Origin of the sequence: Mailhella massiliensis, from assembly GCF_900155525.1 — a bacterium.
GTDB classification, from domain to species: Bacteria; Desulfobacterota; Desulfovibrionia; order Desulfovibrionales; family Desulfovibrionaceae; genus Mailhella; species Mailhella massiliensis.
In genome coordinates, this window is record NZ_LT706937.1 from 55781 (window position 1) to 82736 (window position 26956).

General features: G+C 62.6%; 22 protein-coding genes and 1 pseudogene. 8 read left to right on the plus strand and 15 right to left on the minus strand.

What is annotated here, in order from left to right; translation table 11 throughout:
• Positions 1-16: 16 nt before the first annotated feature.
• The 3 genes from CZ345_RS00805 (at position 17) to CZ345_RS00815 (ending at position 7716) form a co-directional block, all read left to right on the plus strand.
• Positions 17-1702, plus strand: coding sequence for a carbon starvation CstA family protein (locus CZ345_RS00805; protein WP_077071302.1), 1686 nt, complete (start codon positions 17-19; stop codon positions 1700-1702).
• A 177-nt stretch (positions 1703-1879) separates the two neighbouring features.
• Entirely contained in the window at positions 1880-4375 is a 2496-nt protein-coding gene (hrpB, locus tag CZ345_RS00810; protein ID WP_144277192.1) for an ATP-dependent helicase HrpB, read from the plus strand.
• Positions 4372-7716 carry a DUF3553 domain-containing protein gene (locus tag CZ345_RS00815; protein WP_077071304.1) on the plus strand — a complete coding sequence of 1115 codons (3345 nt, stop codon included), beginning with the start codon at positions 4372-4374 and terminating at the stop codon, positions 7714-7716. The genes hrpB and CZ345_RS00815 overlap by 4 nt, the downstream gene beginning before the upstream one ends.
• On the opposite strand, the gene CZ345_RS00820 is transcribed toward CZ345_RS00815, so the two are convergent.
• Positions 7700-8086, minus strand: coding sequence for a DUF2493 domain-containing protein (locus CZ345_RS00820; protein ID WP_077071305.1), 387 nt, complete (start codon positions 8084-8086; stop codon positions 7700-7702). The genes CZ345_RS00815 and CZ345_RS00820 overlap by 17 nt on opposite strands.
• 156 nt (positions 8087-8242) lie before the next feature.
• On the opposite strand from CZ345_RS00820, the gene CZ345_RS16430 reads away from it, so the two are divergent.
• The 4 genes from CZ345_RS16430 (at position 8243) to CZ345_RS00840 (ending at position 10180) form a co-directional block, all read left to right on the plus strand.
• On the plus strand, positions 8243-8926 hold the full coding sequence (locus tag CZ345_RS16430) for a type II toxin-antitoxin system RelB/DinJ family antitoxin (RefSeq protein WP_144277193.1): 684 nt from the start codon (positions 8243-8245) through the stop codon (positions 8924-8926).
• Positions 8923-9231 (plus strand): hypothetical protein, encoded by a 309-nt coding sequence (locus CZ345_RS00830; RefSeq protein WP_077071307.1) that lies wholly within the window; start codon positions 8923-8925, stop codon positions 9229-9231. The genes CZ345_RS16430 and CZ345_RS00830 overlap by 4 nt, the downstream gene beginning before the upstream one ends.
• 107 nt (positions 9232-9338) lie before the next feature.
• Positions 9339-9782: a Fur family transcriptional regulator gene (locus CZ345_RS00835; RefSeq protein WP_077071308.1), complete on the plus strand. Its 444-nt coding sequence runs from the start codon at positions 9339-9341 to the stop codon at positions 9780-9782.
• A 2-nt stretch (positions 9783-9784) separates the two neighbouring features.
• Entirely contained in the window at positions 9785-10180 is a 396-nt protein-coding gene (locus tag CZ345_RS00840) for a secondary thiamine-phosphate synthase enzyme YjbQ (protein ID WP_077071309.1), read from the plus strand.
• A 210-nt stretch (positions 10181-10390) separates the two neighbouring features.
• Here the strand turns inward: CZ345_RS00840 and cfa are convergent, their stop codons facing one another.
• Positions 10391-11539: a cyclopropane fatty acyl phospholipid synthase gene (cfa, locus tag CZ345_RS00845; RefSeq protein WP_077071310.1), complete on the minus strand. Its 1149-nt coding sequence runs from the start codon at positions 11537-11539 to the stop codon at positions 10391-10393.
• A 345-nt stretch (positions 11540-11884) separates the two neighbouring features.
• Between cfa and CZ345_RS00850 the strand changes: the two genes are divergently transcribed.
• On the plus strand, positions 11885-14314 hold the full coding sequence (locus CZ345_RS00850; RefSeq protein WP_077071311.1) for a GDYXXLXY domain-containing protein: 2430 nt from the start codon (positions 11885-11887) through the stop codon (positions 14312-14314).
• A gap of 136 nt (positions 14315-14450) precedes the next feature.
• On the opposite strand, the gene CZ345_RS00855 is transcribed toward CZ345_RS00850, so the two are convergent.
• From CZ345_RS00855 to CZ345_RS00915, 13 genes and pseudogenes are all read right to left on the minus strand, one after another.
• The gene (locus CZ345_RS00855) at positions 14451-15116 is read right to left on the minus strand and encodes a CatA-like O-acetyltransferase (RefSeq protein ID WP_077071312.1); all 666 of its coding nucleotides are present in this window, start codon (positions 15114-15116) and stop codon (positions 14451-14453) included.
• Between the two features lie 52 nt (positions 15117-15168).
• The gene (locus tag CZ345_RS00860; RefSeq protein WP_077071313.1) at positions 15169-15474 is read right to left on the minus strand and encodes an AzlD domain-containing protein; all 306 of its coding nucleotides are present in this window, start codon (positions 15472-15474) and stop codon (positions 15169-15171) included.
• A complete protein-coding gene (locus CZ345_RS00865) occupies positions 15467-16216 on the minus strand; it encodes an AzlC family ABC transporter permease (RefSeq protein ID WP_077071314.1) in 750 nt (249 codons plus the stop codon). The genes CZ345_RS00860 and CZ345_RS00865 overlap by 8 nt, the downstream gene beginning before the upstream one ends.
• Positions 16217-16421: 205 nt before the next feature.
• Positions 16422-18500, minus strand: a complete 2079-nt coding sequence (gene uvrB / locus CZ345_RS00870; RefSeq protein ID WP_077071315.1) for an excinuclease ABC subunit UvrB — start codon at positions 18498-18500, stop codon at positions 16422-16424.
• A gap of 474 nt (positions 18501-18974) precedes the next feature.
• Positions 18975-19526 (minus strand): flavodoxin family protein, encoded by a 552-nt coding sequence (locus tag CZ345_RS00875; RefSeq protein WP_239446567.1) that lies wholly within the window; start codon positions 19524-19526, stop codon positions 18975-18977.
• Positions 19523-20215, minus strand: a complete 693-nt coding sequence (locus CZ345_RS00880; protein WP_077071317.1) for a Crp/Fnr family transcriptional regulator — start codon at positions 20213-20215, stop codon at positions 19523-19525. The genes CZ345_RS00875 and CZ345_RS00880 overlap by 4 nt, the downstream gene beginning before the upstream one ends.
• A 301-nt stretch (positions 20216-20516) precedes the next feature.
• On the minus strand, positions 20517-20783 hold the full coding sequence (rpsT, locus tag CZ345_RS00885; RefSeq protein WP_077071318.1) for a 30S ribosomal protein S20: 267 nt from the start codon (positions 20781-20783) through the stop codon (positions 20517-20519).
• A gap of 200 nt (positions 20784-20983) precedes the next feature.
• Positions 20984-23080 (minus strand): glycine--tRNA ligase subunit beta, encoded by a 2097-nt coding sequence (gene glyS / locus CZ345_RS00890; RefSeq protein ID WP_077071319.1) that lies wholly within the window; start codon positions 23078-23080, stop codon positions 20984-20986.
• Between the two features lie 3 nt (positions 23081-23083).
• Entirely contained in the window at positions 23084-23956 is an 873-nt protein-coding gene (glyQ, locus tag CZ345_RS00895) for a glycine--tRNA ligase subunit alpha (protein WP_077071320.1), read from the minus strand.
• 89 nt (positions 23957-24045) lie between these two features.
• A complete protein-coding gene (gene recO, locus CZ345_RS00900) occupies positions 24046-24792 on the minus strand; it encodes a DNA repair protein RecO (protein WP_077071321.1) in 747 nt (248 codons plus the stop codon).
• Between the two features lie 224 nt (positions 24793-25016).
• A complete protein-coding gene (locus tag CZ345_RS00905; protein ID WP_239446568.1) occupies positions 25017-25301 on the minus strand; it encodes a DUF4115 domain-containing protein in 285 nt (94 codons plus the stop codon).
• Positions 25302-25801: 500 nt separating this feature from the next.
• A pseudogene (locus tag CZ345_RS17630) lies at positions 25802-25996 on the minus strand (helix-turn-helix domain-containing protein); the annotation flags it as partial.
• Positions 25997-26003: 7 nt separating this feature from the next.
• The gene (locus CZ345_RS00915; protein WP_083717040.1) at positions 26004-26945 is read right to left on the minus strand and encodes a peptidylprolyl isomerase; all 942 of its coding nucleotides are present in this window, start codon (positions 26943-26945) and stop codon (positions 26004-26006) included.
• Between the last annotated feature and the right edge of the window lie 11 nt (positions 26946-26956).

Here is a 26956-nt window from a genome sequence, read left to right on the forward strand (position 1 = left end):
TTGAGGAGGAATTAAATTGAGTTCCGTTGTCATTCTTCTTATCGGCTTCGCATGTCTTTTCGCGGGCTACGTGTTTTACGGCGCGTGGCTCTCGAAGCAGTGGGGCGTGGATGAGACGAAACCCACCCCCGCCCATACCATGCATGACGGGGTGGACTACGTTCCCGCCAAAACCCCCGTGCTCTTCGGCCATCACTTTTCTTCCATCGCCGGCGCCGGTCCCATCAACGGCCCCATCCAGGCCGCGTTCTTCGGCTGGCTGCCCTGCTTCCTGTGGATCATCATAGGCGGCATCTTCTTCGGCGCCGTGCATGACTACGGCGCGCTCTTCGCCTCCATCCGCCACAAGGGCGAATCCATCGGCGAAGTCATTTCCCAGAACATCGGCGTGCGCGCCAAGCGCCTGTTCATCGTGTTCGCCTACCTCGCCCTGCTGCTCGTCATCGCGGCCTTCGCCTCCATCGTGGCGGGCACCTTCAACGGCTTCGGCCCCAACGGCGCCCTCATCGAGGCCAACGGTTCCACCGCCACCATTTCCATGCTGTTCATCCTCATGGCCGTGGTATTCGGCTTCTGCGTGTACCGCAAGAACCTGCCCCTTTCCGTGTGCACCGTGGTGGGCATCATCGTGCTCGTGGCCTGCATCGTCATAGGCCTCAAGTGCCCCATCTATCTTTCCGGCACCACCTGGATGTTCATCATCGGCGTCTACATTCTCGTGGCCTCCGTCACCCCGGTGTGGATTCTGCTCCAGCCGCGCGACTACCTGAGCTCCTTCCTGCTCTATGCCATGATCATCGCGGCCGTGGTGGGCGTGTTCGCCGCCAACCCCACGCTGAGCCTGCCCGCCTTCGTCGGCTTTGAAGTGAACGGCCAGTACCTCTTCCCCGTGCTGTTCGTCACCATCGCCTGCGGCGCCATCTCGGGCTTCCACTCCCTCATCTCCTCCGGCACGACCTCCAAGCAGCTCAACAGCGAAAAGAACGCCAAGATCATCGGTTACGGCGCCATGCTCGTGGAATGCGTCCTGGCCATCATTTCGCTCATCACCATCGGCTACATCTACTCTCAGGCCGGAGCGGACGCCTTCAAGATGCCCCCTACCGCCGTCTTTGCGCGCGGCATCTCCGAAATGCTGGCCGTGGTGGGCTTCTCCAGCCCCGAGGCCCAGAAGACCGCCTACGGCCTGCTCATTCTGTCCGTGTCCGCCTTCTGCCTGACCTCCCTCGACACCGCCACCCGCCTCGCCCGCTACATGTTCGCCGAATTCTGGCTGAACCCCGGCGAAACCCCCGAAAACGTCACCGACTTCCGCAAGGTGCTCTGCAACAAGTACTTCGCCACCGGCTTCACCGTCATCGTGGGCATCGCCTTCGGCATGGGCGGCTGGTCCAAGGTGTGGCCGCTGTTCGGTGCTTCCAACCAGCTCCTCGCCGGTCTCGCCCTGCTGGCCGTGGCCGCCTGGCTCAAGAACGCAGCCCGCAATCACAGGATGTTCATCTTCCCCATGGTGTTCATGATCCTCGTGACGCTCACCTCTCTGGCCCTTACCTTCAAGGACAAGCTCCTTGTCATCGCCTCCGGTCAGGGCGACCTCTTCGCCGCCTACCTGCAGGCCGGCCTTGCCGCCATCCTGTTCATTCTCGCCGTCTTCCTCGTGCGTGAAGCGCTCCCCGTGCTCACCAAGAAGCGCGAAGCCTGATCGGCCTGAGCATACCGTTCGATAAAAGGCGCGGCCCCACGGCCGCGCCTTTTCTTTTTCCCCGCTTCCCGCTACATTCTCCCCCGTCGTCCACGATATCATACACGCTCCTTCGGAGCAGACGCGCTCTTCGTTCTCTCAGCGCGCATTCCGCCGCAACGGCGCAGGAACACATTCATGAACATGCCCGTCGAATCCGCCCTTCCCGGCCTGCTGGAGGCCCTGAACACCCACGGCCGCGCCCTGCTCACCGCCCCACCCGGCTCCGGCAAAACCACGCGCGTGCCGCTCTTTCTCATGGAGCACATGGAAGGCACCATTCTCATGCTGGACCCCCGCCGTATTGCGGCACGCTCCTCGGCCCGGTACATGGCCTCGCTTCTGGGGGAGGAAACAGGCGCGCATGTAGGCTACCGCGTCCGGCTGGAAAGCCGCGTGGGCCGCTCCACCCGGGTGGAGGTCATCACCGAGGGCATCCTTACCCGCCGCCTCACCGCCGACCCGGAACTTTCCGGCGCGTCCTGCGTCATTTTCGATGAATTTCATGAGCGTTCCCTTCAGGCCGACACGGGTCTTGCCCTCTGCCTGGAAGCTCAGGAAGCACTCAGACCCGATCTGAAGATTCTGGTCATGTCCGCCACGCTGGATGGCGGGGAGCTTTCCGCAAGGCTTGATCCCTGCCCCGTGGTTCAGGCCGAGGGCAGGCTCTGGCCCGTGGACATACGCTACCTGCCCTGCCCTGCGGGGACCGGCCCCGCCGGTTCCTTTTCCGGCCGCGAAGCGCTGCTTGCCCATACCGCCTCCGCCGTGCGCAGGGTTCTTGCGGAGGAGAAGGGTTCCGTCCTCGTTTTTCTGCCCGGACAGGGAGAAATCCGCCGCACGGCGGAAATGCTGAACTCCCTCCCCCCGGACGTTTCGCTTCACCCCCTCTACGGCGACCTTTCCGCCGCCGAGCAGGACAGGGCCATTGCTCCCGCGGCGCCGGGCAGGCGCAAGGTGGTGCTCGCCACATCCATTGCGGAAACGAGTCTCACCATTGAAGGGGTACGCGTCGTGGTGGATTCGGGCCTTGCCCGCACGGCGCGCTTTTCTCCCTCTACGGGCATGAGCGCCCTTGTCACATACCGCGTCACGCAGGATGCCGCCGATCAGCGCGCAGGCCGTGCAGGCCGCGTGGAGCCCGGCGTCTGTCTGCGTCTCTGGCATGAAGGAGAAAGCCTCCTGCCCATGAGGCGGCCGGAAATTCTGGATGCGGATCTTACCCCCTTTCTGCTCGACCTTCTCGCCTGGGGGGCCATGCCGCAGGATCTGCCGCTTCTCACCATGCCTTCCGAAGCATCGGTTTCCCGGGCGCTTCATACGCTGGACATGCTGGAGGCTCTCGTCTGGAAAGACGGCAGGCCCCGCCTTTCCCCGCACGGCAGGGAACTTGTCCGCCTGCCGCTGCATCCCCGCCTTGCGCATATGGCGCTTCTTGCGGGCGAACATCTTCCTCTGGCCGCAGCGCTGGCCGCTCTTGTGGAGGAACGCAGCTCCGGCCCGGGCTGCGACATACGCCCGCGCCTTGCGGAACTTCGCCGAAACGGCCGCCTGCGCCGGAGTGCGGAACAGCTCTTCGCCCTTGCCGGAGGCAAGGGAACCCTTTCTCTCAACGATGTTCTTGCCGATGAGGAAAGCGCGGGAGCCATGCTTTCCCTGGCATGGCCCGAACGCATGGCCATGCGCCGGGAACGCGGCGTCTTCCGCCTCGCCTCGGGCCGGGGGGCGGAACTTCCGCCGGAAGACACGCTGGCCGACGCGCCTTTTCTCGCCGTTGCCGCCATGGACGGCGGGGCTCAGGGCACGGGCCGCATCCATCTTGCCGCGCCCCTCCCGCGCGAAACGCTGGAACTCCTGCACGGGCACCTTCTGAAGGAAGAAGACACCGTATTGTGGGATGAGAAAACGCAGGCCGTTCTGGCCGCAAGGCGCACTCTTCTGGGAAGCCTCGTTCTTACGGAAACTCCCCTGAAGGGGAAGGATTTCCCCGAGGACAAAGTGCTGGAATGCGTGGAAAAGGCCCTCCTGCGTCTCGGTCCCACCTGCCTGCCGTGGACGGAAGAGCTGCGCCAGTGGCAGGCAAGGGTCATGCTTCTGCGCCGCATGGAAGGCGACGCCTGGCCCGACGTGAGCGATGCGGCTCTCATGGCCGACATGGAACTGCACCCCGGAGCATCCTGGCTCAGCGGCTGGCTTGCGGGCATAACCCGGCGTTCCCAGTTTTCCGGCATTCCGCTGGACAGGGCTCTGCACGCCATGCTCGACCATGCTTCGGCAAGAAGGCTTGAGCGCGAAGCCCCCACGCATATCGAGGTACCTTCCGGCTCCGTGGTCCGCATCGACTATCTGCCCGAATCCGGGCCCGTGCTTGCCGTCAAGCTTCAGGAAATGTTCGGCCAGCAGCAGAGTCCCGCCGTATGCGGAGGCCGCTGCCCGCTTACCGTGCATCTGCTTTCTCCGGCGGGACGCCCCCTTCAGGTCACGCGCGACCTCGCCGGATTCTGGCGCGGAGCCTATGCCTCCGTGCGCGCCGAAATGAGGGGCCGCTATCCCAGGCATCCCTGGCCGGAAGATCCCCTTTCCGCCATTCCCACAAAAAAGACAAAAAAAGCTCTGGAGAGGGGCAAGGCATGAAATTCAACGTCGGCGACAAGGTCATCAATCCTTCCGTGCCCCAGTGGGGACAGGGGGAGGTGCTTCAGGCCGAGGACGGCAAGGTGGTGGTGCGCTTTCCCCATCACGGCGTACGCAGACTCGCCGCCTCCTTTCTGGCCATGGCCGATACGGGCGAATGCCCGGAACCTTCCGCGCTGCAGAAAAAAAACGCGCGCAAGGCAGAGCCTTCCGCCCGGCCGGGAACGCCCCGCAAAGCCGCCCCTCTGCCGCGGCAGAACGCCCCAGCAGGGGGAGACCTGGTTTCCCGCGCGCTGGCCATGATGCACGAAAAGGAGCCTGAACAAAACGATGAAGTGCTTCTTCGTGCGGAACGCGCCGCCGACGCCGGGGAAAAGGCCCGGCAGGATGCCCTGCGCCGCCGGAACGCGGCCATACTCCGTTTCTGGCGCGACGCGGAAGCCTTCCTCATCCCGGAAGTGCCCCGCTCCTGCCGCCCTCCCGTCACGCAGGCCCGGCGCTGGGAAACCGTATCGGCCTCGCTCCCCGCATGGAGCGCCGTGCGCGACGCGGAAGAAAAAACCACGCTTTCCCCCGCTCCCTTTTCCGGTGCGGAAGGCGGAGAGCTGCCCTGGCTGCGCCCCCTGCCCGCCGGATTCTGCGCCGCATGGCATATCGTGTACCTCGGCGTGCTGCCCCGCCACCGTATTTCCGACCTTATTCTGGAAAAAACGGGCTGCCGCCCCGAAAGGGCCGAAGAACCCGGCACGGGGGAAGGATGCCTTGCCGCCGTCGTTCTGGACGGCACGGGCTTTCCCGTGCCGGAAAGCTTCATGCCCGCCTCCTTCGTGCCCGCCCTTGCCCGCAGCATTGCGGGCAAAAGCCTCGACCGACTTCAGGAAGACATGCTGAAGATGCAGTCCGACTTCGACCGCCGAAGCGGCGCGCAGGAAGAAGCCTTCCGCGGCCCCCGGATACACGAGGAGATACGGCGCCTTTTCTCCATGATGAACACGGAAGGAGAGGAAGAGCACATCGTGGTGCGTTCCGTATATTTCCGGCCCGATCCCAGGGGCCGCCGCATGGACGACGTGCAGAACGACCTGCTCAACTCCTTCTATCTTTCCGACCTCGATCACCTGCTCGGCATCTCCGGCCAGGGGTTCCGCGGCGTTTTCGCCCGATATCTGGAAGGAGCGGAAGACAGGCCCCGCTGCGACGTGCTCGCTTCGGGCGAGGAGGCCGCGCAGGCACGGGAAAAGGCCATGTCGATGGAACGCCTCCCCATGGGACGCTGGCCCTTCCCCGTCCCGCAGCACCTGCTGCCCGAGCAGCTCGGGGCGCTCACGGAAATTCTGAACGGCCAGCTCACGGCGGTGAACGGACCTCCCGGCACGGGCAAGACGCGCCTTGTATGCGAAATAGCGGCGGAACTTGTGGTACAACGCGCCCTGCGGCTTGCAAGGCTGAACCAGCCCTTCGAAGCCTTCTCCTCTTCAGGAGAAATATACCCGCCCCGCGCCTCGCTCATGCACGGCACCTGCATGGCGGTCACCGGCTGCAACAACGCCGCCGTGGAAAACATCACGCGCTTTCTGCCTTCGGAAGACGCTCTTTCCCGCGCGGACTTTCCCGAAGCGGGGTACTTTTCCGAGGTGGCCGCAGCCGTGAACGCGGCCATTGCTCCGACAAACGACGATCAGCTCCCCGCTCCCGCATGGGGCCTTGTCGCCGCGGTGCTCGGTTCGGCATGGAACTGCGAGCAGTTCGCCCGCGCCTTCGTATGGGGCTTCCGGGATACGGAAAAGAACATCATGTTCCCGGGCATGAAGGATGTTCTGGAACCGTTCCGCAGCTATGAAGGCAAACAGCAGGCACGCGAAGCCTGGCAGAAGGCGAAAAAAAATTTTCTCGCCACCTTTGCGGAACTTGAACGGCGCAGGAACTTTCTGGAAAAACTTGCGGAAAACGCGCCTGCGGAAGAAGAGCCGTCCTCTCCCCTGCTCGGCAGCTTCATGGCGCTCATGGAGGAAAGCCGCATCCTGCGCGCCTGTTCCCGCGAGGAGGATACGGCGGCACGGGAACTTGCCTCGCGGCTGGAAGCGCTGGAGGAACTTGCGCGCAAGGCGCAGGAGGAAATGACGAAAAGCCGGAGCCGTACCGGAACGCTCCGCTTTCCCTGCCGGGAGTTCTGGCGCGACCCGAAGTGGCAGCTCAAAAGCGTGTGGAACGACGAAACGCTGGAAAGGCTTCGTTCCCGCCTCTTTCTGCAGGCGCTGCGTCTGCATGAATGGACCATCAAGGCCTGCGCGAGGGAAAGCCTGGCCAACGTGAACGCCGTCGCCCGCTACCTGCGCGGCGCTCCCGTGGAGACCGGCGCGGCCAAAGAGCTCTGGAACTGTCTCTTCTTCATGGTACCCGTGGTTTCCTCCACACTGGCCTCGTTCAGCCGCCTTTTCTCGGGTATGGGGCAGGCTTCGCTGGACTGGGTGATTCTGGACGAAGCCGGGCAGGCGACGCCGCAAAGCGCCGCCGGCGCGCTGTGGCGGGCGGAAAAGGCCGCCGTCATCGGCGATCCTCAGCAGATAGAACCCGTGGTGCCGCAACCGGCAGCGCTTCTGGCCACGCTCCGCGCCCGGCAGGAACAAAACGGTCTGCACCTTGAACGCTGGTCGCCGGAAGGCTCTTCCGTGCAGACCCTGGCCGACAGGGCATCCCTTCTGGGGACATGGGTGGACAATACGGGCCGCCCCATGTGGACGGGCTATCCTCTGCGCGCGCATCACCGCTGCGCCGAACCCATGTTCGGCATTTCCAACCGCATCGCCTACGGCGGGCAGATGGTGCAGGCCGGGCGAAGCGCCCCTGCTCTGGAATCTCCCTTGGACGGAAGCTGCTGGTTCCATGTGGAAGGCAGCATGGCCGATACGCAGCTTGTGCCCGAAGAACTCGCCTGCCTGAGAAAACTGCTGCTTGCGCTTCAGCGGCAATGGCCGGAGGCGGAAGGAAAAAACGGCCCGCGCGAGGCCGGAGTCTTCGTCATTTCGCCTTTCCGCACGGTGGCGCGGCACTGCCGCCTGCTGCTCAGAAGCATGGGATTTCCCGAAGAAAAGGTACGCTGCGGCACCATACATACCTTTCAGGGCAAGGAGGCCGACATCGTGTTCCTTGTGCTCGGTTCCGCTCCGGGCCAGGCCGGATGGGGCAGCAGGCAGTGGGCCTCGCGCACGCCCAACATCCTGAACGTGGCCCTCACCCGCGCACGTTCCCTGCTTTATGTGGTGGGCAACCGGCGGGACTGGAGCCGCCATCCCTTCTTCGATATTCTCGCGGAGGAAATACCCGTCAGAGAAGGGGCATGACGCCGCCCTCGGCGCTTCCCCTGCCGCAGAAGAACACCTCCACGCGCAGCCCTGCATTGCGCGCCTTGGTGATGGTATCCCGCGTGCCCGGGGATTTGCCGTCCCAGAAGGCGGCAACGGCATCGGCCCGCGCCACGATTTCCGTGTTGCGTATGGGGCCCGCCTTTCTGCCGTAGCGCTTCCAGTCTGCGGGAATCACGACGAGGGGAAGCTGATGGGCCGCGGCAAAGCGTGCCGCAAGGCCGTCCGCCCCGCGCGCGCCGCCGGAAATGACGGCTTCAAGCTCCTCCACGCGGAACACGCGCAGCAGGCAGTGCTCCAGCCATGCGTAATCCTGAAAATCGCGAGACCCCACCACGGCCAGTTTCATACGGTACCTCGTCAGGCCTTTTCGGCTTCTCCCGCCGCCCGATACGGGCGGACAGGCCTTCCCACCATACGCAAAGCGCAAAAGTGCGGCAAGTGCTTGATTTCAACCGGCTCCGGGGCAATAATGACCTCCGACAACCTGAAAGCGAGGCCCTTCATGCCCGATATACTGAACCTTGACCCGGAACTGGCCGCAAAGGCCGACGCGCTCTTTCACGAACTGGGGCTGGATCTGCCCACGGCCGTACGGCTTTTTCTGCTGCAATCGCTGAGGGAAGGCGGCCTGCCCTTCACTCCGCGCCTCACCGCGCCCTCGGCCATGCGCGAAAAACATGCCGAGGCGCCCCTGCCGCAGGAAGAACCCGGCCATGAGGAAAACAGGACGGACACGCCCTGCATAAAGGAAGAACCCCGTCTCGACGCGGACATGCCCTCCGCTCCCGCCCCGGAAGAGAACCTGCGTTCCCTGCCCGAAACGGAGGAAGAAGAATCCGGGAGGGACCTCCCGGCCGACGCCGGAGAAAGCGGTTTCCCCGGGGAAGAGGAAGAACTGCCTGCCGCCGGAAACGACGGTGAAGCGCCCTCTCCCACCGCCGCGGCCGAAGCCCCCTTCGCCCCCGGCGGAAGTGACGAACTGCGTCGTGCCTTTGCCTCCGCGCACCTCATCGGCGCGCCGCTCCGGCGCATCCGTTCCCTGAACCGTCTGTACGCCATAGGCGAAAGAAATCCCCATGTGCAGGGCTGGCGCGAGGTGTACGTTTCCGGCGACGAGCCCTTTGCCCTCGATTTCGGCGCCGTGCGCGTGGAACTCGGTTTCCACGGCGGGGCAGCCTGCGCATGATGGACGGCCGCCTGCCCGACAAGGTGCTCGAAGCCGACGCCGTGTATCCGCGCGATCTGAGCGCCGTGTTCTCCTCCGTCATCGGGCAGCCGCTGGCGGACGTATCCAGCACCCGCACCTGGGACGACGGGCAGGAACGGGAACAGCTTCGCCTGCATTTCGCCAACGGCTGCACCCTCACCTTTGCTCCCGGCAAGGACTGGGGGGCGCTCTGGCTTTCCGACGCGCACGGTTCCGTCATGTTCGCGCCCGACGCGGTATGGCTGCGCGTGCTGGACGACCGAGCCTGGAACGGCCTGCGCTAGATCTCTGCAGTTTCTGCCTGCCGGCAGGGCCGGACGCTCCGGTCCATTGACCGGAACGGATTAAATGAGTATCTCTGGGAAACTCTATACCCTCAGAGGAATCTTCTATGGAAAAAAATTTTGCGGAAGTGGAGCATAAATTTTCCGAATATCTCAAGCAGAAAGGCCTTCGCGTCACGCCTCAGAGGCTGAAGATTCTGGAGGCCTTTCTCAACGCCGACGACCATGTGTCCATGGAAGAGCTTTTTCTGCTGGTCCGCAGCAGGGACAACACCGTCGGGCAGGTTACGGTGTACCGCACCCTCAAGCTGCTCTGCGAGGCGGGCATAGCCTCGGCCGTGAACTTCGAGGAAGGCATGGTGCGCTACGAACCCCTGGGAATGCATCATCACGACCATCTGGTCTGTGAAAAATGCGGCAGAAAAATAGAATTCATCAACGACGCCATTGAAGAACTTCAGGAAAAGGTCTGCCGCGTGCACGGCTTCATTCCCACCTCGCACCACATGGTGCTTTACGGCGTCTGCTCCGACTGCCGCAAAAAGGCCTGACCATGGAAAAGCTTTCCGTATGCACCCGTTCCCGGGAGGAAATGATCGACGTCACCCCCCTTCTCCGCAAGGCCGTTGCCGAACACGGCTGGGAAGACGGCGTTCTTGTGGTCTTCTGCCCGCACACCACCTGCGGACTCACCGTGAATGAAGGCTTCGACCCCGACGTGGCGGGCGACATCACGCGCTTTTTCCACACGCGCATCCCGCAGGACGACCATTTCCGCCACAGCGAAGGCAACGCCGACGCCCACATCAAGGCCAGCCTTTTCGGTTCCTCCCTGCAGCTCATTGTGGAGGAAGGCAGCATGTGCCTCGGCACATGGCAGGCCGTATGGCTTTTTGAAGGCGACGGCCCGCGCAGCCGTCAGCTCTGGCTGAAGTGGCTCAAGGCCTGAATCCCCTTCAGCCCGGTACCGTTTTCCGGCGGCGTGCGCCGCAGGAAAAAACGCCGTTCCCCGCACCGGAATCATTCCCGTGCGGGGAACGGCGTTTAATCCCCCGGAAAGCCGCAGAGCATATCTTCGCAGAACCTGGCGCGTGCCGCGTACGCCGCGGCCGGAACGCCCCTTTTTCAGAACGCGGAAGGCCTGACCGCGCAGGGAAAACTAGCCCCGTACCTTGCGGCAGTACCCGTCGGGCAGCCCTTCGGGACTGAGCACAAGCTGCCAGAGCTGTATGCTCCGGGCACGGAACGCCCCGGCGCAGGAAAGAAGATAGTACCGGTACATGCGGCGTATCCGTTCCGTACAGGAAAAAGCCCCGTCACGGAAGCCGCGCTCAACATTGTCATGCCACGCCATGAGCGTCCGGTCGTAATCCACGCCGAAGTTCTGCCAGTCCTCCATGACGAAGTCGTGCTCCAGAGCGTTCACCAGCGTTGAGGGAGAAGGCAGTATGCCGTTGGGGAAGATGTAGCGCGTCAGCCACGGGTCGGCCCCCGCTCCCGCACCGAGAGCGCCGTTGCAGCCTATGCTGTGCAGCAGAAAAAGCCCGCCGGCCTTCAGCGAGTTTCTTACCGTGTCCATGAATATGCCGTAATTGCGCCTTCCCACATGTTCGAACATGCCCACGGAAACCACCCTGTCCCATGTGCCGCGCAGGCTGCGGTAATCCATGAGGCGATATTCCACATCCGCGCCGGAAGAGGCCGCCGCATCCTGGGCAAAGGCAAGCTGCCCGCGGGAAACGGTCACGCCCGTCACCCGCACGCCGTGTTCCTGCGCCATATGCAGGGCCAGCGTTCCCCAGCCGCAGCCTATGTCGAGCACCGTCATGCCCGGCTCCAGCGAAAGCTTGCGGCATATCATCTCCATTTTGGCCCGCTGCGCCTCGTCGAGAGTCTCCGGCCCCGTGGCCTTCACATCCTGCCAGCAGGCGCAGCTGTACTGCATGGTGGGACCGAGCATGGCACGAAAGAGCGCCGGATCGGTATCGTAATGCGCCCGCGCCACCATGAAGGACCGGGCACGGCTCTGGAGATTGAACAAGGTATGAAACGCCTTCGTCGCCCAGGCGGGATATGTATGGCCGAGCGGCCTTTCCAGATGCGCGCGTATGGCCCGGCAGAACATCGCATCCATGGCCTCGCATTCCCACCACCCGTCCATGTAGGACTCGCCGAGTCCCAGCGTTCCCTGCTTCAGAAGGCGTGCATAGAAACCTTCGTTGAGTACCTGAATATCCCACGGCCTGTCGCCGTTGATGCGAATGTCCGCCTTTTCGGCCAGCTTTTCCACCCATTCCTTTGCCTGCATGACTTTCTCCTTTTTTTTCGCAGGGTAACGAAAAGGAAAAGCCCCTTCCATGATAGAACCGTCTTTCTGCGGACATGCTCATGCCGCGCGTCTGCCCCGAAGTCCGCGCAGCGGAAGACCGTTTCCCCGTGTCTGCCTTCTCCTCCGGGGATACGGGCTTCCGACGCTTTTTTACTTGAAACCCCGGCCGTACCGTGTTTCAATTTTCTATGCCTTTTCCCCGCGGATGACGCCTGTTCTCCCTTTTTCTGAAACGCCGCGTCCGCTCCGGGGATGCTCCGAACGTCTTCCCGCGTCCGGCGTTCCGCATCCGTTCCGGCGGCGACGCGCCTCATCGGAGCTTCCATGTCTTTTCTGCCGCCGCTTCCCTCGTCTGCGCGCCTGCCCGGCATGACCGTTTTTACCGCAGGCTTCGCCCTCGTCTTCGCCGCCGCCGTCTACTTCTTTGCCTGGAACTGGTACGGGCTGCCGGAGGCCGCCAGGTTCCTCCTCACCGGAGGCGCTTCGGCCCTGTGCCTTGCGCTTTCCTTTCTTGCCGAGCGCAAAAACCGCAGGAGCGCAGCAGCCCTTGCCCTCCTGGGCTCGGCGCTGTCCACCGGCATCTTCTGGGTCACTTTCGGACAGATTTTCCAGAGCGGAGCCACGGCGTGGGAGCTGTGCCTCGTGTGGGCGGCCTGCGTTCTGCCGCTCTTTCTCCTGCGCGGAAACGCTTCCTTGTGGAATCTTCTGGTCACGCTGCTCTTCATCGCTTCCTGTGTGCGGCCTTTCCCTCTGCTTCCCACCTCCTTCCGGGAGCTCTCCCTTCTGCCGCCGCTCATCACCGCCGCAGGAAGCTGCGCTCTCGCTCTCTTCCCGCCTCTGCGCCGTCGCTCGCCCTGCGGACTGAATGCCTGGCTTGCCCTGCCGCTCACGCTGCTTGCGGCATCGGCAACGGCCCTGTGTGTTCAGCTCATCCTCTTTTATCCCGACATCAAGACCGGCCTGCCGGAAGCGGCGGCAGGCCCTGCGGCACTTGCGATCGTGCTTGCCGCCGCCCTGCGCTTCCGCCATGCCCCAGCCCTGTGCGAAGCGGCGCTCGCCCTCGTCGTGCTTTTGAACGCGCTCATTCTGCGAGGCTTCGACCATCTCTCCTCTGCCGCTCTGGCCTTCCTCTTTACCGCGGCCAACATCTTCTTCGCCTCTCTTCTGGCCCTCGCCCTGCCCCGCCTTCGGCAAAAAAACTCCCGCAGACCGCTTTCCCCCGGCCTGTTTTCCCTGGTCCCGTCCATCCTGGGCGGATTTTTTGCCGCAGTCTCCTTCATCGCGCTCATCACCCTTACCTTTCTGGACAATGCCGTTGCGCTGCACTCGGCAGGACTTGCGTGTATGATATGCGGCATCGTGCTCTGGCGCAGGCGCGGAACGCACGTTTTTCGTTCCGTTCTCTCCTCCGCACTCGTTTCGGGCGGTTCGCTGTGCTTCCACCTGTCGCTGTTCGACTATGCCTTTCCCGTCATCATGGCTTCGGTATGGGCGGCGTCCCTGTTCATCTATCTGCTGATGAACAGCCCCATACCGCGCTTCTTCGCCATGTTCTGGGCGCTCGTCACCAGTCTCGTCCTCCTGCCTCAGTCGGTGTCCGCAGGCGTTCCCCTGTACCTTCTTCTTGCTTTTCTTCTCTTCCTGCCCCTCGTTGCCGCGGCCTTCGGCCGTTTTCCCCGGGGAATGCTGCGTCCGGCGGCGCTTGCCTGCCTCAGCGTTCTTCCCGCCCTCCCTCTTTCCATGCCCTCTCCTGCTTTTGAAGAGACGACGGAAAGAATCCTCATCACCATTGCGGCGCTGAACCTTGCCTTTCTTCTTCTCAGGCAGCTTCTTCCGCCGTTCTCCGCCGCCCTGCCCCGGCCCGGAAAACTCGCGGCCGGCATCGCGGCGCTTCTGCCCGTCTGGTTCTTCAGTCCGCTGGAAAGTCTGTTCGCGCTGAACCTCATCTTTGCAGGCGTCACGAACGCCCCGAACCATGACTCGGCCGAAAACAAGGACGCTCCCGCCTTCGACAAGGTGCTCACAGGCATGGGCATCGTCATTCTTGCCGCAAGTCTCGTGCTCTTCTACTACGCCATCGACCACTACTTCCCGCTGGAAACCATGGCCATGGCGGCGCTGGAAACCGGAACGCATTTTCTGAGCATGACCATGGCCGCAGGCATTCCAGGACTCTGCCTGCTCTTCCTGGGGATGCAGATGGAACGCCGTCCCCGGCCGGAGACGCCCGAAAAGCCGGAGTCCCCGCCGCTCCCGTCCCTTCTGCGGCACGGCCTGCCGTTTGCGCTCATCGCCTCTCTCATGACCGCCGTTGCCTGCACGGCCATAGTGGACAGGAAAAAGCTGCTGCAGACAGGAGACGAAATTCTCCTTTCCTTCCGCCCCCGGGACCCGCGCGCCTTCATGATAGGCGACTACATGGACCTGACCTACGACATCGAAAGATATTCCCCGGTGGAAGGACCGCTCTGTATGCCCCTTGCCGTGGACGAGCTGGGTATTGCCCGCCCCATACCGGACGCCGTAAAGCAGGGCGACTGCACGGGAGTTCCCGCACCTGCCGTACTCGTGGATGCCCCCTCCCACGGCTTCACAAGGCTTCGTCTGCCGCACCGCTACTACTTCGAGCAGGGCCTTGCCCGGGTGTACGCCGACGCGGCCTTTGCCGTGCTGCGCTGCGACAGGAACAACAACTGCCTGCTCAAAGGCCTTGCCGACGCCGACAGACGGCCCCTTCTCCCGCCGCGGAAGTAGCCTTGCCCAGCAACGCCGTATGAATGGACTCGCAGGCCGTCCTTCTCCCCGCAGGATACGACAACGCCCCGGAAGCGCACGCTCCCGGGGCGACTCTTTCTCAAAAGGCGGCGGTCCGCCGGAAAAAACTCTTCGTTCAGCTCAGATACCGTTCCGGGAAGGAAGCCATATCCTGCATGTCGTTGATGAGACGGCAGGTATGGAAGCCGTCGGCAACGGCATGATGCACGGAAACCGATACCGGAATGATGCATGTTCCCCCTCTTTCGGCGTACTTGCCGAACTTGACGAGAGGGGAAAGAAAGTCGCTTTCCGCATAGGTATCCTGCGCGAAATGGGTGAAGGTAAGCCACGGCACGCTGGATACGGGACAGATGTGGGGCGGCTGCCCGTCCTTCGCCTTGAGGCGGCCCGTTACATGGCGGTAGCGCTCCATGTCTTCCGCAACCGCGGCATAGAAGAGGGAAAAATCCTCGGAATACTCGCTCCAGACATCGGTGAAAGTCTCGTTTTCCGGGTGAAACAGGGTGTAGCAGGGCCACACTTCATCCCAGTATCCCAGTTCCTTCCTCTCATTGAAGGCCATGCGAAATTCCCTGTGCCTGTTCACCGCGCGCATGACGATGTACAGCATGACGGGGAAAAACTTCAGTCCCCTTTCCCTGCGGAAACGCTGAAGCGCGCCGATATCGAGGTCTGCTCCGATGTTGTAGCGGCACCTGAGCGTATGAAAATAGTAGTCGAAATAGCCGCTTCTTTCCCACGTTTCCCGACGGATGACATGAAATGCCACTTCCCGCATGGCGCCCCCCTCAGGCGCTCATCCAGGGGCATGGCCCTGTGCCGGCGCCTTTTCAGCAGATGAAAAGCTCGATGACGAACACCAGCACGCAGGCCGCCACGGCCACGCTGAACAGGCTCGCCCCGAACCAGGCAAGCACCACGGCCGCCGCGAGTCCCGCAAAACCGGAAATCTGACTGCCCGTCGCATCCAGTATGGCAGGAAAGGTCATGACCGACAAGGTGACGTAGGGAATGTAGTAAAGGAAGGAACGCACGGTGACGTTGTGTATTTCCCGCCGTATGAGGGTAAGCGGCAGCACACGGATGAGGTAGGTCACCACGGCCATTACCGCGATATAAACGTACGCGTCACGCATGTTCGCTCCCTCCTTCCTCTTTCCTTTCTCCACCGGCAAAGCCCTTGTCCACGGGGAAGAGCACGGCGGCCACACCGGAAACAAGCACCGTGAGAATGATGATCTTCATGCCGCCGGAAATCCCGTCGAACAGAGGTACCCGGGCGAATATCCAGCTCAGGACCATGGAAACGACGATCAGCGCTGCCAGCAGGCGGTCCTTGCGGGCCGGGGGCACGATGATGGCAATGAACATGCCGTACAGCGCCACGCTGAGCGCCACTACGATGCGGGCGGGCAGCACGTTGCCGAGCACCACGCCGAGAAAGGTGCCGAGGGCCCAGGCCGGAGAGGCGATGCAGATGGCCCCGTAGGCATAGAACGGGTCGAGCCTGCCGGGCACGTTCACGGAAATGCCGAAGATTTCGTCCGTCACGCCGTAGCCCACCAGAAGGCGGTGATACATGGGCGTATCCGGCGCCATCTTCTGCGAAAGCGAACACGACATGAGCATGTAACGCAGGTTGATGACAAGCTGGGAAAGAGCCATCTCCCAGTACGAGGCTCCGGCTGCCATGATGCCGAGGGCGGCGAACTCGCCGGCCGAGGTAAGATTGGTGAAGCTCATCACCGTGGCGTGCAGCGCGGAAAGACCGATGTTGCGGCAGGCTATGCCCAGTGTGAAGGATACGGCGAAGTAGCCCAGCGCAATGGGTATGCCGTCGCGCATTCCGTCCAGAAAGTTCTTTTTGTGATCTGCCATGGAATGATATGCTCCGCACCTTTTCCGGTGCTCTTTTTACCGCGCAGGCTCAGCCTGCGCGCCTTCTGCGCAGAAAACCGCACCGCCGTCACTGAAGACGGCGCGCCGGGGCGGTTTTACCGCATATTTCCTAGGGAAGGGTTCCGTCTTTTCCGCGTGCCGCCCGGGCACACGGCAAAGGCAGGCCTTCCGTCATGCAGAAAAGTTACGATGAAACGTCCTCTTCCTTCTCTCCGCTCACATAAAGCCGCTCGCGCAGAGCGCGCACGCGGTCGCGCAGCTCCGCCGCGCGCTCGAACTCCAGTTCCTTCGCTGCGGCGCGCATGGCCTTTTCCAGCTCTTCGATGAGCTTTGCAATATCCGCCGGAGAACAGGGCGAAGCCTCTTGCACTTCCGCCTTTTTGCGGCCGGAACTCTTTCCGCGGGATTTGTCGCCGCCCCGGCCCTTCTTCGTTGCCGCGCCATCCTCTTCCCTGCCGTACAGATTGTCCAGCGGATTTTCCAGCGCCTTGATGACGGTGCGCGGCACGATGCCGTGCTCCTCATTGTAGGCCGTCTGCTTGTTGCGGCGGCGTTCCGTTTCGTCCATGGCGGCCTGCATGGAGGCCGTCACCCTGTCGGCGTAGAGAATGACGCGGCCCCCGGCATTGCGCGCAGCGCGGCCGAAGGTCTGGATAAGCGCGCCCGTGGAACGCAGAAAGCCCTCCTTGTCCGCATCCAGAATGGCGACAAGAGACACTTCGGGAATATCGAGCCCCTCGCGCAGCAGATTGATGCCGACAAGCACGTCGAATTCCTTCGCACGCAGCGCCCTGATGATGGCGATACGCTCCAGCGTGTCGATATCCGAATGCAGGTATCGCGAGGACACCCCCATTTCGTTGAAGTATTCGGTGAGATCCTCGGCCATGCGCTTGGTAAGCGTGGTCACGAGCACTCTTTCGCCCCGGGCGGCGCGCGCCTTGCATTCGCCGAGAAGATCGTCCATCTGCCCCTTCACGGGGCGGATTTCCACAGGCGGGTCCAGAAGGCCCGTAGGCCGTATCACCTGCTCCACCACAAGGCCCGCGCTTCTGTCCAGTTCCCAGCGGCCGGGCGTGGCGGAAACGAAGATGCTCTGCCCTATGCGCTGCTCGAACTCGGCAAACTGCAACGGGCGGTTGTCCAGCGCGGAAGGCAGGCGGAAACCGTAATCCACCAGCGTGTTCTTGCGGGAACGGTCGCCCTTGAACATGGCCCCCACCTGCGGAATGCTCATGTGCGACTCGTCCACGAACAGCAGAAAATCGTCGGGGAAATAGTCCAGCAGCGTGGAGGGGGGCTGACCGGGAGCGCGGCCGTCGAGATGACGGGAATAGTTTTCTATGCCGTTGCAGTAGCCGAGCTCTTCCATCATCTCAAGGTCGAGCTGCGTGCGCTGCTCCAGCCTCTGGGCCTCCAGAAGCTTTCCTTCCTGCTGGAAGAGCGCAAGGCGTTCCCGCAGCTCCTCGCGTATGTCCCCCATGGCGCGCGTGAGGTTGTCGCGGTCGGAAACGTAGTGACTGGCGGGATAGATGACGGTTTTGGCGATGCGGCCCAGCACCTCGCCGGTAAGCGGGTCTATTTCGCGTATGGCGTCTATCTCGTCGCCGAAAAATTCGATATGCAGGGCCTTTTCGTCTTCGTAGGCCGGAATGATTTCCAGAACGTCGCCGCGCACACGGAAGGTGCCGCGGTGAAAGTCGTAGTCGTTGCGCGTGTACTGTATGTCCACCAGCCTGCCGATGATGCTTTCCATGGAAACGGACTGCCCTTCTTCCACGGGAATGATGAGGCGTGCGTAGTATTCCGGCGAACCCAGGCCGTAGATGCACGACACCGAGGCCACGATGATCACGTCGCGCCTTGTGAGCAGCGCGTGCGTGGCCGCATGACGCAGCTTGTCGATATTGTCGTTGATGGCCGAGTCCTTCTCTATATAGGTATCGGAGGAAGGAACGTAGGCTTCGGGCTGATAGTAATCGTAATAGGAAACGAAGTATTCCACCGCGTTTTTGGGAAAGAGCGCGCGGAATTCTCCGTAGAGCTGGGCGGCCAGCGTCTTGTTGTGGGCAAGGATGAGCGCCGGACGTCCCGTGCGGGCTATGACATTGGCCATGGTGAAGGTCTTGCCCGACCCCGTGACGCCCAGAAGCACCTGATCGCGTATGCCGGCGTTGAGATTCGCCACCAGTTCGTCGATGGCGGCGGGCTGGTCGCCTGTGGGCGCAAAAGAGGAATGAAGCTGAAAAAGCTGTTCGGACATGATGCGGCTCGCTGTAAGGGAAAAAGCGGAAGGACTCCCTTCGGGGCCGCTTCCGCGCAAGGCGCATTGTGCCTGAACAGGGGATTTTTTCAAGAGGAAGATTCCTCCTCCGCAGGGGCCGCACAGCCCTCCTTTTCCGTCAGCGAAAGGTTGCCGAAGTCCTCCGGGCAGACCGAAAAACGAAAGCGCACTTTTTACGGCCGAAGCGGCGCGCTCTCTCAGAGCGCCGGGCCTGCACGGGGGCTGAGGCCTCTCCGTCCCTCCGCCGACAGGCGGGAGAATCCCTGTCTCTCAGGTCATGGCCGCGCACAGCTCATTTCCAAACCCGTGCCCGCGTCTCCCCGGGGTGCCTTTCCCTTTCCGCATTCTTCCCCAAAGGGCAGCGGCGGCCCCCGCATCCCGGCAGGTTTCCGTCCTCACCCTGCGCGGAGGCACGTTCCCCCGGTCTGAAAAGACAGGAGCGCTTCCGTGCCGTCATGCCTTTCCGTCCCGCAGGCCCCGCGGAAAAGAAGAAAGACTGTTTTCTCCGCCCGACAACGGCTTCCGTGTCGGAAAGCATGTCTCACGCACGCATTGTTCCGCACGCCGGAAATCCTGCATGTCCGGGTGCAGGGCGGCCCGCCGTATGCGGGCCATGCGTTCGGGCGTACGCGGATGGGCGCTTTTTTCCAGCTGCCTCTCATCCAGCCTGCCCTGACAGAAAAAATACCCGAGCACGCGGCAACGCCCCTTTTCCAGAAGCTTGCGGGTACGCTCCGCACAGCGGGCGGCGTGGAGGGAATCCGGTTCCGCCACCATGGTGCCGAAAAAAAACACGTTCCTGCCCGGCAGCCTGTTCATGAACGCCGCCATGGCCGCATCAGGACCTCCCCGCCAGGTCCAGAATCCGAGAATATAGGTGTCGTACCCGGAAAGAGGCGCTTCTTCCACGGAAAAAAGCGGCAGACGCAGACTTTCGGCCAGATGCTCGCCCACAAGACGGGTGTTTCCCGTGCGGGAGGAATACACGATACAGGCGCGCATCATTCCTCCATCAGACAACGACGCAGCGCCTCTTCATCGGTCAGCACTATGGTTCTGCGTTCCAGCCGTATCATTCCCTCCTGCGCAAAACGGCTGAGCTGCCTGCTCAGACTCTCGCGCGAAAGGCCGAGAAGTCCGGCCAGCACCTCCCGCGTGACGACATCTTCCAGAACCGTACTCCTTTCCACGCGCGCCTTATGCAGCAGCCATCCCGCCACCCGGCGGCGAACCGAAATTTTTCCCTGCGATACCGCAATCTTGTTGATGAACATGCGCTGACGCACGGCAAGAGCCCGCATCACGCGCTGGGCAAGCCCCATGTTTTCCGCAAGAATCGTACGAAGAACCCTGTTTTCCATACTGAGCACCGCGCACGGTGAAAGCGCGCGTGCGGAAAGAAAGGCGACCCCGCCGCCGAACACGCCGTACAGATCGAGAAAATGCTCCGGCCGCACGACGTGCAGAACGGTATTTTTTCCCGACATGGAGCCTTTCAAAAGTTCCACATGCCCGGAAAGCAACCAGCAGGTCACCGTCGCACCGCCGCCCTCAACGTATATCCATTCCCCTTTTGCATAGGAGGAAAGCCGCGTCGCGGAGGCGAGTCTTTCCACCTCCTGCGCGTTCAGCTCGGGAAAACACGCTCCCAGTCTCTCCCGCATGTCTCGGGCCTCTGCGCCGCATTCCACCATGGTCTCTCCTGCAACAACAAACGGAAAAACGCCCGGCCGTCCCTTTCCCGCCCCTGCCGGAACATGCGAAGGGCGGCCCCGGTGCACGGACCGAGGCAAAACCATGCCCGGCGTTTCCTCGGCATCCTTATGCTGCGGGGCCGCCCGGCTTCTGCCATGGTAAGGATTTTCCCGGACAAAAAACATGACCGTGGTCACATTTTCTGCGGAGAAACCATCCGCTGTTTCCCGGAACAGTTAAACACCAAAAGGGAGGAAGCTTGCGCTTTCTCCCTTCCGATGTTTCCTGAGAAACGAAAAATTAGGCGTCCAGAGCGTTGACGGCCTTGGTCAGGCGGGAAACCTTGCGGGCAGCGTTCTTCCAGTGGATCACGCCCTTGCCGGCGATCTTGGACACGGTGGAAGTAGCGGTCTTCAGGGCTTCTTCAGCGGCGACCTTGTCGTTCTTCTGAATAGCGGCGCGCACGGCCTTCACCACGTTCTTGATGCGGGTACGGGCGGCGCGGTTGCGGGCATTGCGCTTGACACTCTGCTTTTGGCGCTTGATGGCGGAAGCATGATTAGCCACGGGAATCCTCCAGAATGATGGCCCCTTGTCGGGGTGTGATGCGATACATTGTCGGGCGGCACAAAGGAGACGCCCGTTATTGCCGGAACGGTTATTCTTATGCGCCTTAGCGCATTCTGTCAAGAGGAGCTCGCGCTCCTCCCTGAAACGGATTTCTCATGCCGCCCCTCTCCGGGGAGAAAGGCGGCGTTTCAGACATGCTACATCTGCAGTGCCGAGAAGTCGGCGAGCCTGCCCATGCGGGAAAGCAGCACCTGAAGCAGACCCAGACGGTTGGCGCGGACCTTTTCCTCTTCCGCCATGACCATGACGCCGTTGAAGAAGGCGTCCACCGTAGGACGCACGCCGTCCATGAGCGCCAGAAGCTCATCGAAACGGTCTTCGGCCCAAAGGGCGTCAAAGCGGGCGGTCATGGCATCGAGCGCGTCGGCAAGGGCCTTTTCCGGCTCTTCCGCAAGAAGCTCACGGCTGAAGGAGCAGGGAGCGCCCGCACCCTGCTTGCGCAGGATGTTGGCCACACGCTTGAAGGTCTGCGCATTGTCGGCAAAGCCGGGCTTTCCGCTTTCCGCCACAAGCGCGGCAAGGCGACGGGAAGCGGCCCACACGTCGTCGCAGCCCGCGTTCATCACCGCTTCCACCAGAAGCGTGTCGTTGCCCTGGGTAAGGAAGAGGTTCTTCACGCGACCGGCGAAGAACTCGTTGAGCTTCGCAAGGGCTTCAGCCTTTTCCAGCTTCCAGCGGATGCCTTCGGCATACAGGGACTGAGCCTTGGCGAAAAGTTCCGCCGCAGGAACGCGATAGCCCTTTTCCATGAGGATGCGGGCAATGCCGAGAGCGCAGCGGCGCAGGGCAAAGGGGTCGGCCGCGCCCGTGGGAATGTTCCCCAGACCGAAGCAGCCCACCAGCGTATCCGCCTTGTCGGCCATGGAAAGCAGCGCGCCGAGGTCGGTGGCGGGGACGGGGGTATCCGGGCCGGCGGGCAGATACTGTTCGGCTATGGCGTCGGCGGCGGTGCCGTCAAGGCCCATCTTATGGCCGTAAATGCCGCCCATGATGCCCTGAAGGGTATCGAATTCGCCCACCATCTGGGAAACAAGGTCGGCCTTGGCGCAGCGGCCTGCCACGGCGGCGGATTCGGGATTCACGGAACATGCCCGGGTCACGCCGGGGTGCGCGGCCAGCCAGCGGCACAGTTCGGAAAGGCGGCGGCACTTGTCGCCCATGGAACCCAGCGGCCCGAGGAAGATGACGTGGTCGAGCTTTTCCTTCCAGATGTCGAAGGAAGCCTTCATGTCGGTGTTCCAATAGAAACGGGCGTCCTCAAGGCGGGCGCGCAGCACGCGTTCCCAGCCCTTCTTCACGAGTTCAGGCTCAAGGGAATCCACGTTGGACACGGTAAGGAAGTGCGGCAGCAGCGTACCGTCCGCGCCTTCCACGCCGAAGCTCTTCTGATGCGTCTCCATGCTGGTAAGCAGCACGATGGAGGGCAGCTCCAGGAAGGAAGGATCGAAATCCCCCAGAATGGGCACGGGGTGTTCGCTCAGGCCCTGTACTTCGTCCAGCAGGCCGTCCTTCCACAGGATGCGGCCGTTCACGGAAGCGGCAAGCGCATTGCCGCCGTCCACAATGGTCTTGCGGCGTGCTGCGCCGGAAACGACCACGCCGCACTTTTCGGCAAGAACCGCGTCGAAGTCGTCGGCACAGGCCACTTCAAAGGGGCCCTTGCCGTGCACGCGGTGACCGGTGGTCATACGGCCGGAGTCCACATCCGCCACGCGGAAGGACACCACGTCCGCATCCATGAGAGCCACCACCCAGCGAAGCGGACGGGCGAAGAGGAAATGGCTCTCGCCCCAGTGCATACGCTTGGGGAAGGGAAGGGAAGCAATGATGGAAGGCGCGGCTTCGGCAATGATGGAGGCGGCGGAAACACCGCCCACGGTCTTGCGTGCGGCCACATATACGCCCTTGGGCGTTTCCTGACGGAAAAGATCGGCCACGTCCACGCCCTGGCCGCGGGCAAAGCCCATGGCTGCCTTGGTGGGGTTGCCTTCCGCATCATAGGCGGCCTTCAGCGAAGGACCGAGGGCCACTTCCTCGCGCACGGGGGTGGAGGAAAGCAGACCGCGAGCGTGCAGCACCGCACGGCGGGGCGTGGTGTCCACGGTGAGTTCGTCGAAGCTCAGGCCGTGCTCCGCGAAAAGAGCGGCGAAGCGGTCGTGCAGATCGCGCTCAAGGGAGGCGAGAAAACGTGCGGGCAGTTCTTCCACACCGATTTCAAGAACAAAATGACTCATGGTTTACCCCTTCTTCAGCATGGGATAACCCATGGCTTCGCGCTGGGCGGCATAAAGATGGGCCACGCCGGAAGCAAGCGTACGCACGCGGGCGATGTAGCCGGCGCGTTCCGTGATGGAAATGGCTCCGCGGGCATCCAGCAGGTTGAACGTATGGGAGCACTTCAGGCAGTAGTCATAGGCAGGCAGAGGGAGCCTGGCGTCGATGAGGCGCAGGCATTCCTTCTCGTAGTCGTTGAAGTGCTGGAGCAGCATGGCGGCGTCGCTCTGATCGAAGTTGTAGCAGGACTGCTCATATTCGTTCTGATGGTACACGTCGCCGTAGGTGATGGAATCGTTCCACTTGATGTCGTACACCGATTCCACGCCCTGAAGATACATGGTCAGGCGTTCCAGGCCGTAGGTGAGTTCCACGCTGGCCGGGGAAAGGTCGATACCGCCCACCTGCTGGAAGTAGGTGAACTGCGAGACTTCCATGCCGTTGAGCCACACTTCCCAGCCGAGACCCCACGCGCCGAGGGTGGGAGATTCCCAGTCGTCTTCCACGAAGCGTATGTCGTGCCTGGCCGGGTCGATGCCGAGAGCCTTCAGGCTGTCGAGGTAAAGCTGCTGCGGATCGGCCGGAGCAGGCTTCATGATGACCTGGAACTGAAAATAGTGCTGGAGGCGGTTGGGGTTGTCGCCGTAACGGCCGTCGGTGGGGCGGCGCGAGGGTTCCACATAGGCGGCCTTCCAGGGCTCGGGGCCGATAACGCGCAGGAAGGTGGAGGGGTTGAAGGTGCCCGCCCCGCATTCCAGGTCCACAGGCTGCACCACGGCGCAGCCCTGTTTGGCCCAGTACGCCTGCAATGTCAGAATAACATCCTGAAAATTCATGTATCACTCCTGAAATTCGCCAATGGAGCCATTGGCCTTGCTTGCCGCCGCGCGCAGGCCTGCGGAAAAACGCCTGCCCGGCCGCGCCGCTACATGGCCTTGAACCGGCCGTTGGCCCATTCGAGACCGAGATGGTATCGCACAAAAGCGTCGATCAGGCGCGCGGCCTGCCTTGCGCCTTCCGGCGAAGGGTTCAGCCTGCCCCATGACTGCGGTGAGTATTCCTTCACTTTCCCCAGTACGTCAAGAGCTTCCTGCCCGAGGGAAAGGCTCATGTCGCCGGAGCGGCGGCAGGAAGGGCAGCACGCGGCGCCCTCACTCACCAGAAAATGAGCTTCCTTCTCCCCGCTCAGGGGCTTCCCGCAGCGCGCGCAGATTCCGAGTTCCGGGGCATAGCCCTGCTCCGCGGCAAGCCGGAACCGGAAAAGTACCGGCATCACGGCAGGCACGGACTCTTCGTTTTCCAGCAGCTCAAGCATCCCGTGCATGAGCGCGTAGCTTGCCCCCGCGTTGTCCGGCGGCACGCCCATGGCCTCCAGAAAACGCACGCAGTTGGCCGCCATGCCCTGCCTCCGCCAGTCGCGGCGCAGCCGCTCCGGCCCGGCAAGAAGCGTCGCCTCCTGCAGGTTGAGAAAACGCCCGTCGCGCGAATACGCGGCGCTTGCCCGGATGCGGTTGAACACGTCGAGGCACCCCGTGAAGCGCCTGCGGCTGCGGCTTCCGCCGAAGGCAAAGGCCGTCACAAGCCCTCTTTCCCGCGCAAGAAGGCGGACCCAGAGATCCGCCTCCCGGAATTTTCCGACGCGAAGCACCAGGGCATCATCCGTCCACTGCATACAAAGGCCCTGCTCCCCACAACGCGCAGAGCGGTTTAATGATGCATTAAACCGCTCTCATGGATAAAAAAGGAATCAGGGGGCGGTCGCCCGCTCCCGGGCAGAAAAACACGCTTCCCCTCATGCGGCGCACCGCCTCCGTCTGCAGAAAGCGGCGTACAGAAAAACGCCCCGCAAGGGAGGCGTTCCCCTCCCCCGCCTGCGGAGCAAGAAAGCCCCGCGGCCTACTGCGCCGGAGGAAAGCTCATGGTCACCACACGCGGCGAAGTGGAACGATCCAGCTCCTTTCCGTCGTACACCACGCGCACGCCCTTGGCGTTGCCGAGGCGTATGACCAGAGAATCCCGGAAGGTCATGGAAAAGGTATCGCCCCTGCGCAGGGTGCGCTGCTGCTTCTTGCCGTCCGGCTCAAAGCCCATCCAGCAATCCCCGTTGTCGGCGATGACTTCCACCTGATGCAGCCCCTCGGGCAGGGCCACGGGCTCTTCCGCCGCCGGTTCCTGCTGCACGGAGGCCTCAGCCGCAGGGACGGGCGTCTGTTCCGTCTGTGCCGAAGCGACGGGCGTCGCCTGCGCCGGCTGCTCGACCGCTCCGGCGGAAGCGGGCTGCGCGGGAGCGCTCTGCTCCGCGGCGGGCTCGGGCGCAGACTGCGGAACGGGCTGCGCGGGAGCGGGCAGCGGCGCCGTCGAGGGCGCAGCATTGCGGGAGCGGGCAGCGGCGCCGTCGAGGGCGCAGCATTGCCCCAGGTGGGAACGGGTGCCTCGGAAGAGGACTGTTCGCCGCTCATCACGGAAGGACTCTCGTAATCCCTCCCGGCAAAAAAGTGCAGATAGGCCATATACGCCCCGCAGGCCAGCGCCAGCACAAGCACGGCCTTGAGCACCCCGCCGAGAATCACGGGCAGCATACTGGGCTTCACCGAGGTGTAGGTGGTATTTTCCGCTATCACGGGGCGGGAAATATTCTCAAAACCTTCCAGGTTCCTGAGCCATTCCGTCACCTCGTCGGCGGAAAAGCCCACGAGTATCGCATATTCCTTTATGAAGTGGTGCACATACACGGTACGGGGCACACGGTCGGAACCTTCTTCTATGCCCTGAAGTATGCGCGTCGGTATCTTGAGCCTGTCGGCCACGTCGGCCACTGCCATATCACGGCCCTCGCGGGCCTCACGGAGCTTCGCTCCCAGTTCTGCCAGAGTCATAAGCGCCTCAGTTGCGGATGTCGATGAGCGCCTTGTCACGAAGCTGCGCCGTATACTGCTCGAAGCGTTCCTGCAGACGGGGCTGGCGCAGTATCTGTTCAATGCGCCCGGCGGTGTTGGAGTCGGGCACGGCATCGCTCTGAGCCGCGGTCTCCGATTCCTCGAAATCAAGCAGAGCTATCTGTACCTTGGTGGCGTTCATATTGAGCAGCGGGGAAACATCGCCCTTCTTCATGCGCGAAATCTGGTCGAGCATCCCCGGAGCCATGTCGGAAAGCGCCATGAAGCCGAGGTCGCCCCCGCCTTCGGCGTTGGGGCCGATGGACACGCTGCGCGCGGCCTGCTGGAAGGTCACCTTGCCGGAGGCTATGTCGCGGGCCCATTTTTCCGCATCCGCATCCGCAGGGTAAACGAGCATCCCCACGCGGGCGCGGCCGCTGGCGAATCCCGCCATGTTCTTCCGGTAATAGTCGTTGATCTCATCCTCCGTGACGACGACCTTGCTCACCACATTGCGCGCCATGAGGCGCTGGGACACGAGCTGAACATACAGTCTGTCGCGGAAGTCCTTTTCCGACAGTCCCTCCTTGGCCATCTGCCTGAGGAACACGTCGCGTTCCAGTCTGCTGTCCTTGACGATCTGGTCAAGGGCCGCGTCCACTTCCTCGTCGGAAACCGTGATTTTTTCCTTGTCCGCTTCCTGAAGAATGATCTTGTCGTTGATCATTCTGTCGAGCACGGCCTTACGCACTTCACCCGTCAGCTGAGGGTTCTTTGACGGGTCGAGCTTCTGACCGGCAAGTTCTATCTGAAGGGCCTTGTCCAGTTCACGGGCGGTGATCATGTCGCCGTTGACCACGGCGACGATACGGGCGACCGGAGCCGCCATGACGGGCTGCACGGACAAAAGAGAGGCCGCGCAGGCCAGAGATATGAAAAGGGTACGCAAGAGAGCACACT

Excerpts from the sequence above, each read along its gene's own strand:
- CZ345_RS00815 (WP_077071304.1), top strand. The coding sequence starts at position 4,372 with ATGAAATTCAACGTCGGCGACAAGGTCATCAATCCTTCCGTGCCCCAG.
- CZ345_RS00835 (WP_077071308.1), top strand. The coding sequence starts at position 9,339 with ATGGAAAAAAATTTTGCGGAAGTGGAGCATAAATTTTCCGAATATCTC.
- glyQ (WP_077071320.1), bottom strand. The coding sequence starts at position 23,956 with ATGAATTTTCAGGATGTTATTCTGACATTGCAGGCGTACTGGGCCAAA.
- hrpB (WP_144277192.1), top strand. The coding sequence starts at position 1,880 with ATGAACATGCCCGTCGAATCCGCCCTTCCCGGCCTGCTGGAGGCCCTG.
- CZ345_RS16430 (WP_144277193.1), top strand. The coding sequence starts at position 8,243 with ATGCCCGATATACTGAACCTTGACCCGGAACTGGCCGCAAAGGCCGAC.
- CZ345_RS00840 (WP_077071309.1), top strand. The coding sequence starts at position 9,785 with ATGGAAAAGCTTTCCGTATGCACCCGTTCCCGGGAGGAAATGATCGAC.
- CZ345_RS00865 (WP_077071314.1), bottom strand. The coding sequence starts at position 16,216 with ATGGCAGATCACAAAAAGAACTTTCTGGACGGAATGCGCGACGGCATA.
- CZ345_RS00830 (WP_077071307.1), top strand. The coding sequence starts at position 8,923 with ATGATGGACGGCCGCCTGCCCGACAAGGTGCTCGAAGCCGACGCCGTG.
- CZ345_RS00820 (WP_077071305.1), bottom strand. The coding sequence starts at position 8,086 with ATGAAACTGGCCGTGGTGGGGTCTCGCGATTTTCAGGATTACGCATGG.
- CZ345_RS00880 (WP_077071317.1), bottom strand. The coding sequence starts at position 20,215 with ATGGTGGAATGCGGCGCAGAGGCCCGAGACATGCGGGAGAGACTGGGA.
- CZ345_RS00875 (WP_239446567.1), bottom strand. The coding sequence starts at position 19,526 with ATGATGCGCGCCTGTATCGTGTATTCCTCCCGCACGGGAAACACCCGT.
- CZ345_RS00855 (WP_077071312.1), bottom strand. The coding sequence starts at position 15,116 with ATGCGGGAAGTGGCATTTCATGTCATCCGTCGGGAAACGTGGGAAAGA.
- glyS (WP_077071319.1), bottom strand. The coding sequence starts at position 23,080 with ATGAGTCATTTTGTTCTTGAAATCGGTGTGGAAGAACTGCCCGCACGT.
- CZ345_RS00860 (WP_077071313.1), bottom strand. The coding sequence starts at position 15,474 with ATGCGTGACGCGTACGTTTATATCGCGGTAATGGCCGTGGTGACCTAC.
- cfa (WP_077071310.1), bottom strand. The coding sequence starts at position 11,539 with ATGCAGGCAAAGGAATGGGTGGAAAAGCTGGCCGAAAAGGCGGACATT.
- CZ345_RS00850 (WP_077071311.1), top strand. The coding sequence starts at position 11,885 with ATGTCTTTTCTGCCGCCGCTTCCCTCGTCTGCGCGCCTGCCCGGCATG.
- recO (WP_077071321.1), bottom strand. The coding sequence starts at position 24,792 with ATGCAGTGGACGGATGATGCCCTGGTGCTTCGCGTCGGAAAATTCCGG.
- uvrB (WP_077071315.1), bottom strand. The coding sequence starts at position 18,500 with ATGTCCGAACAGCTTTTTCAGCTTCATTCCTCTTTTGCGCCCACAGGC.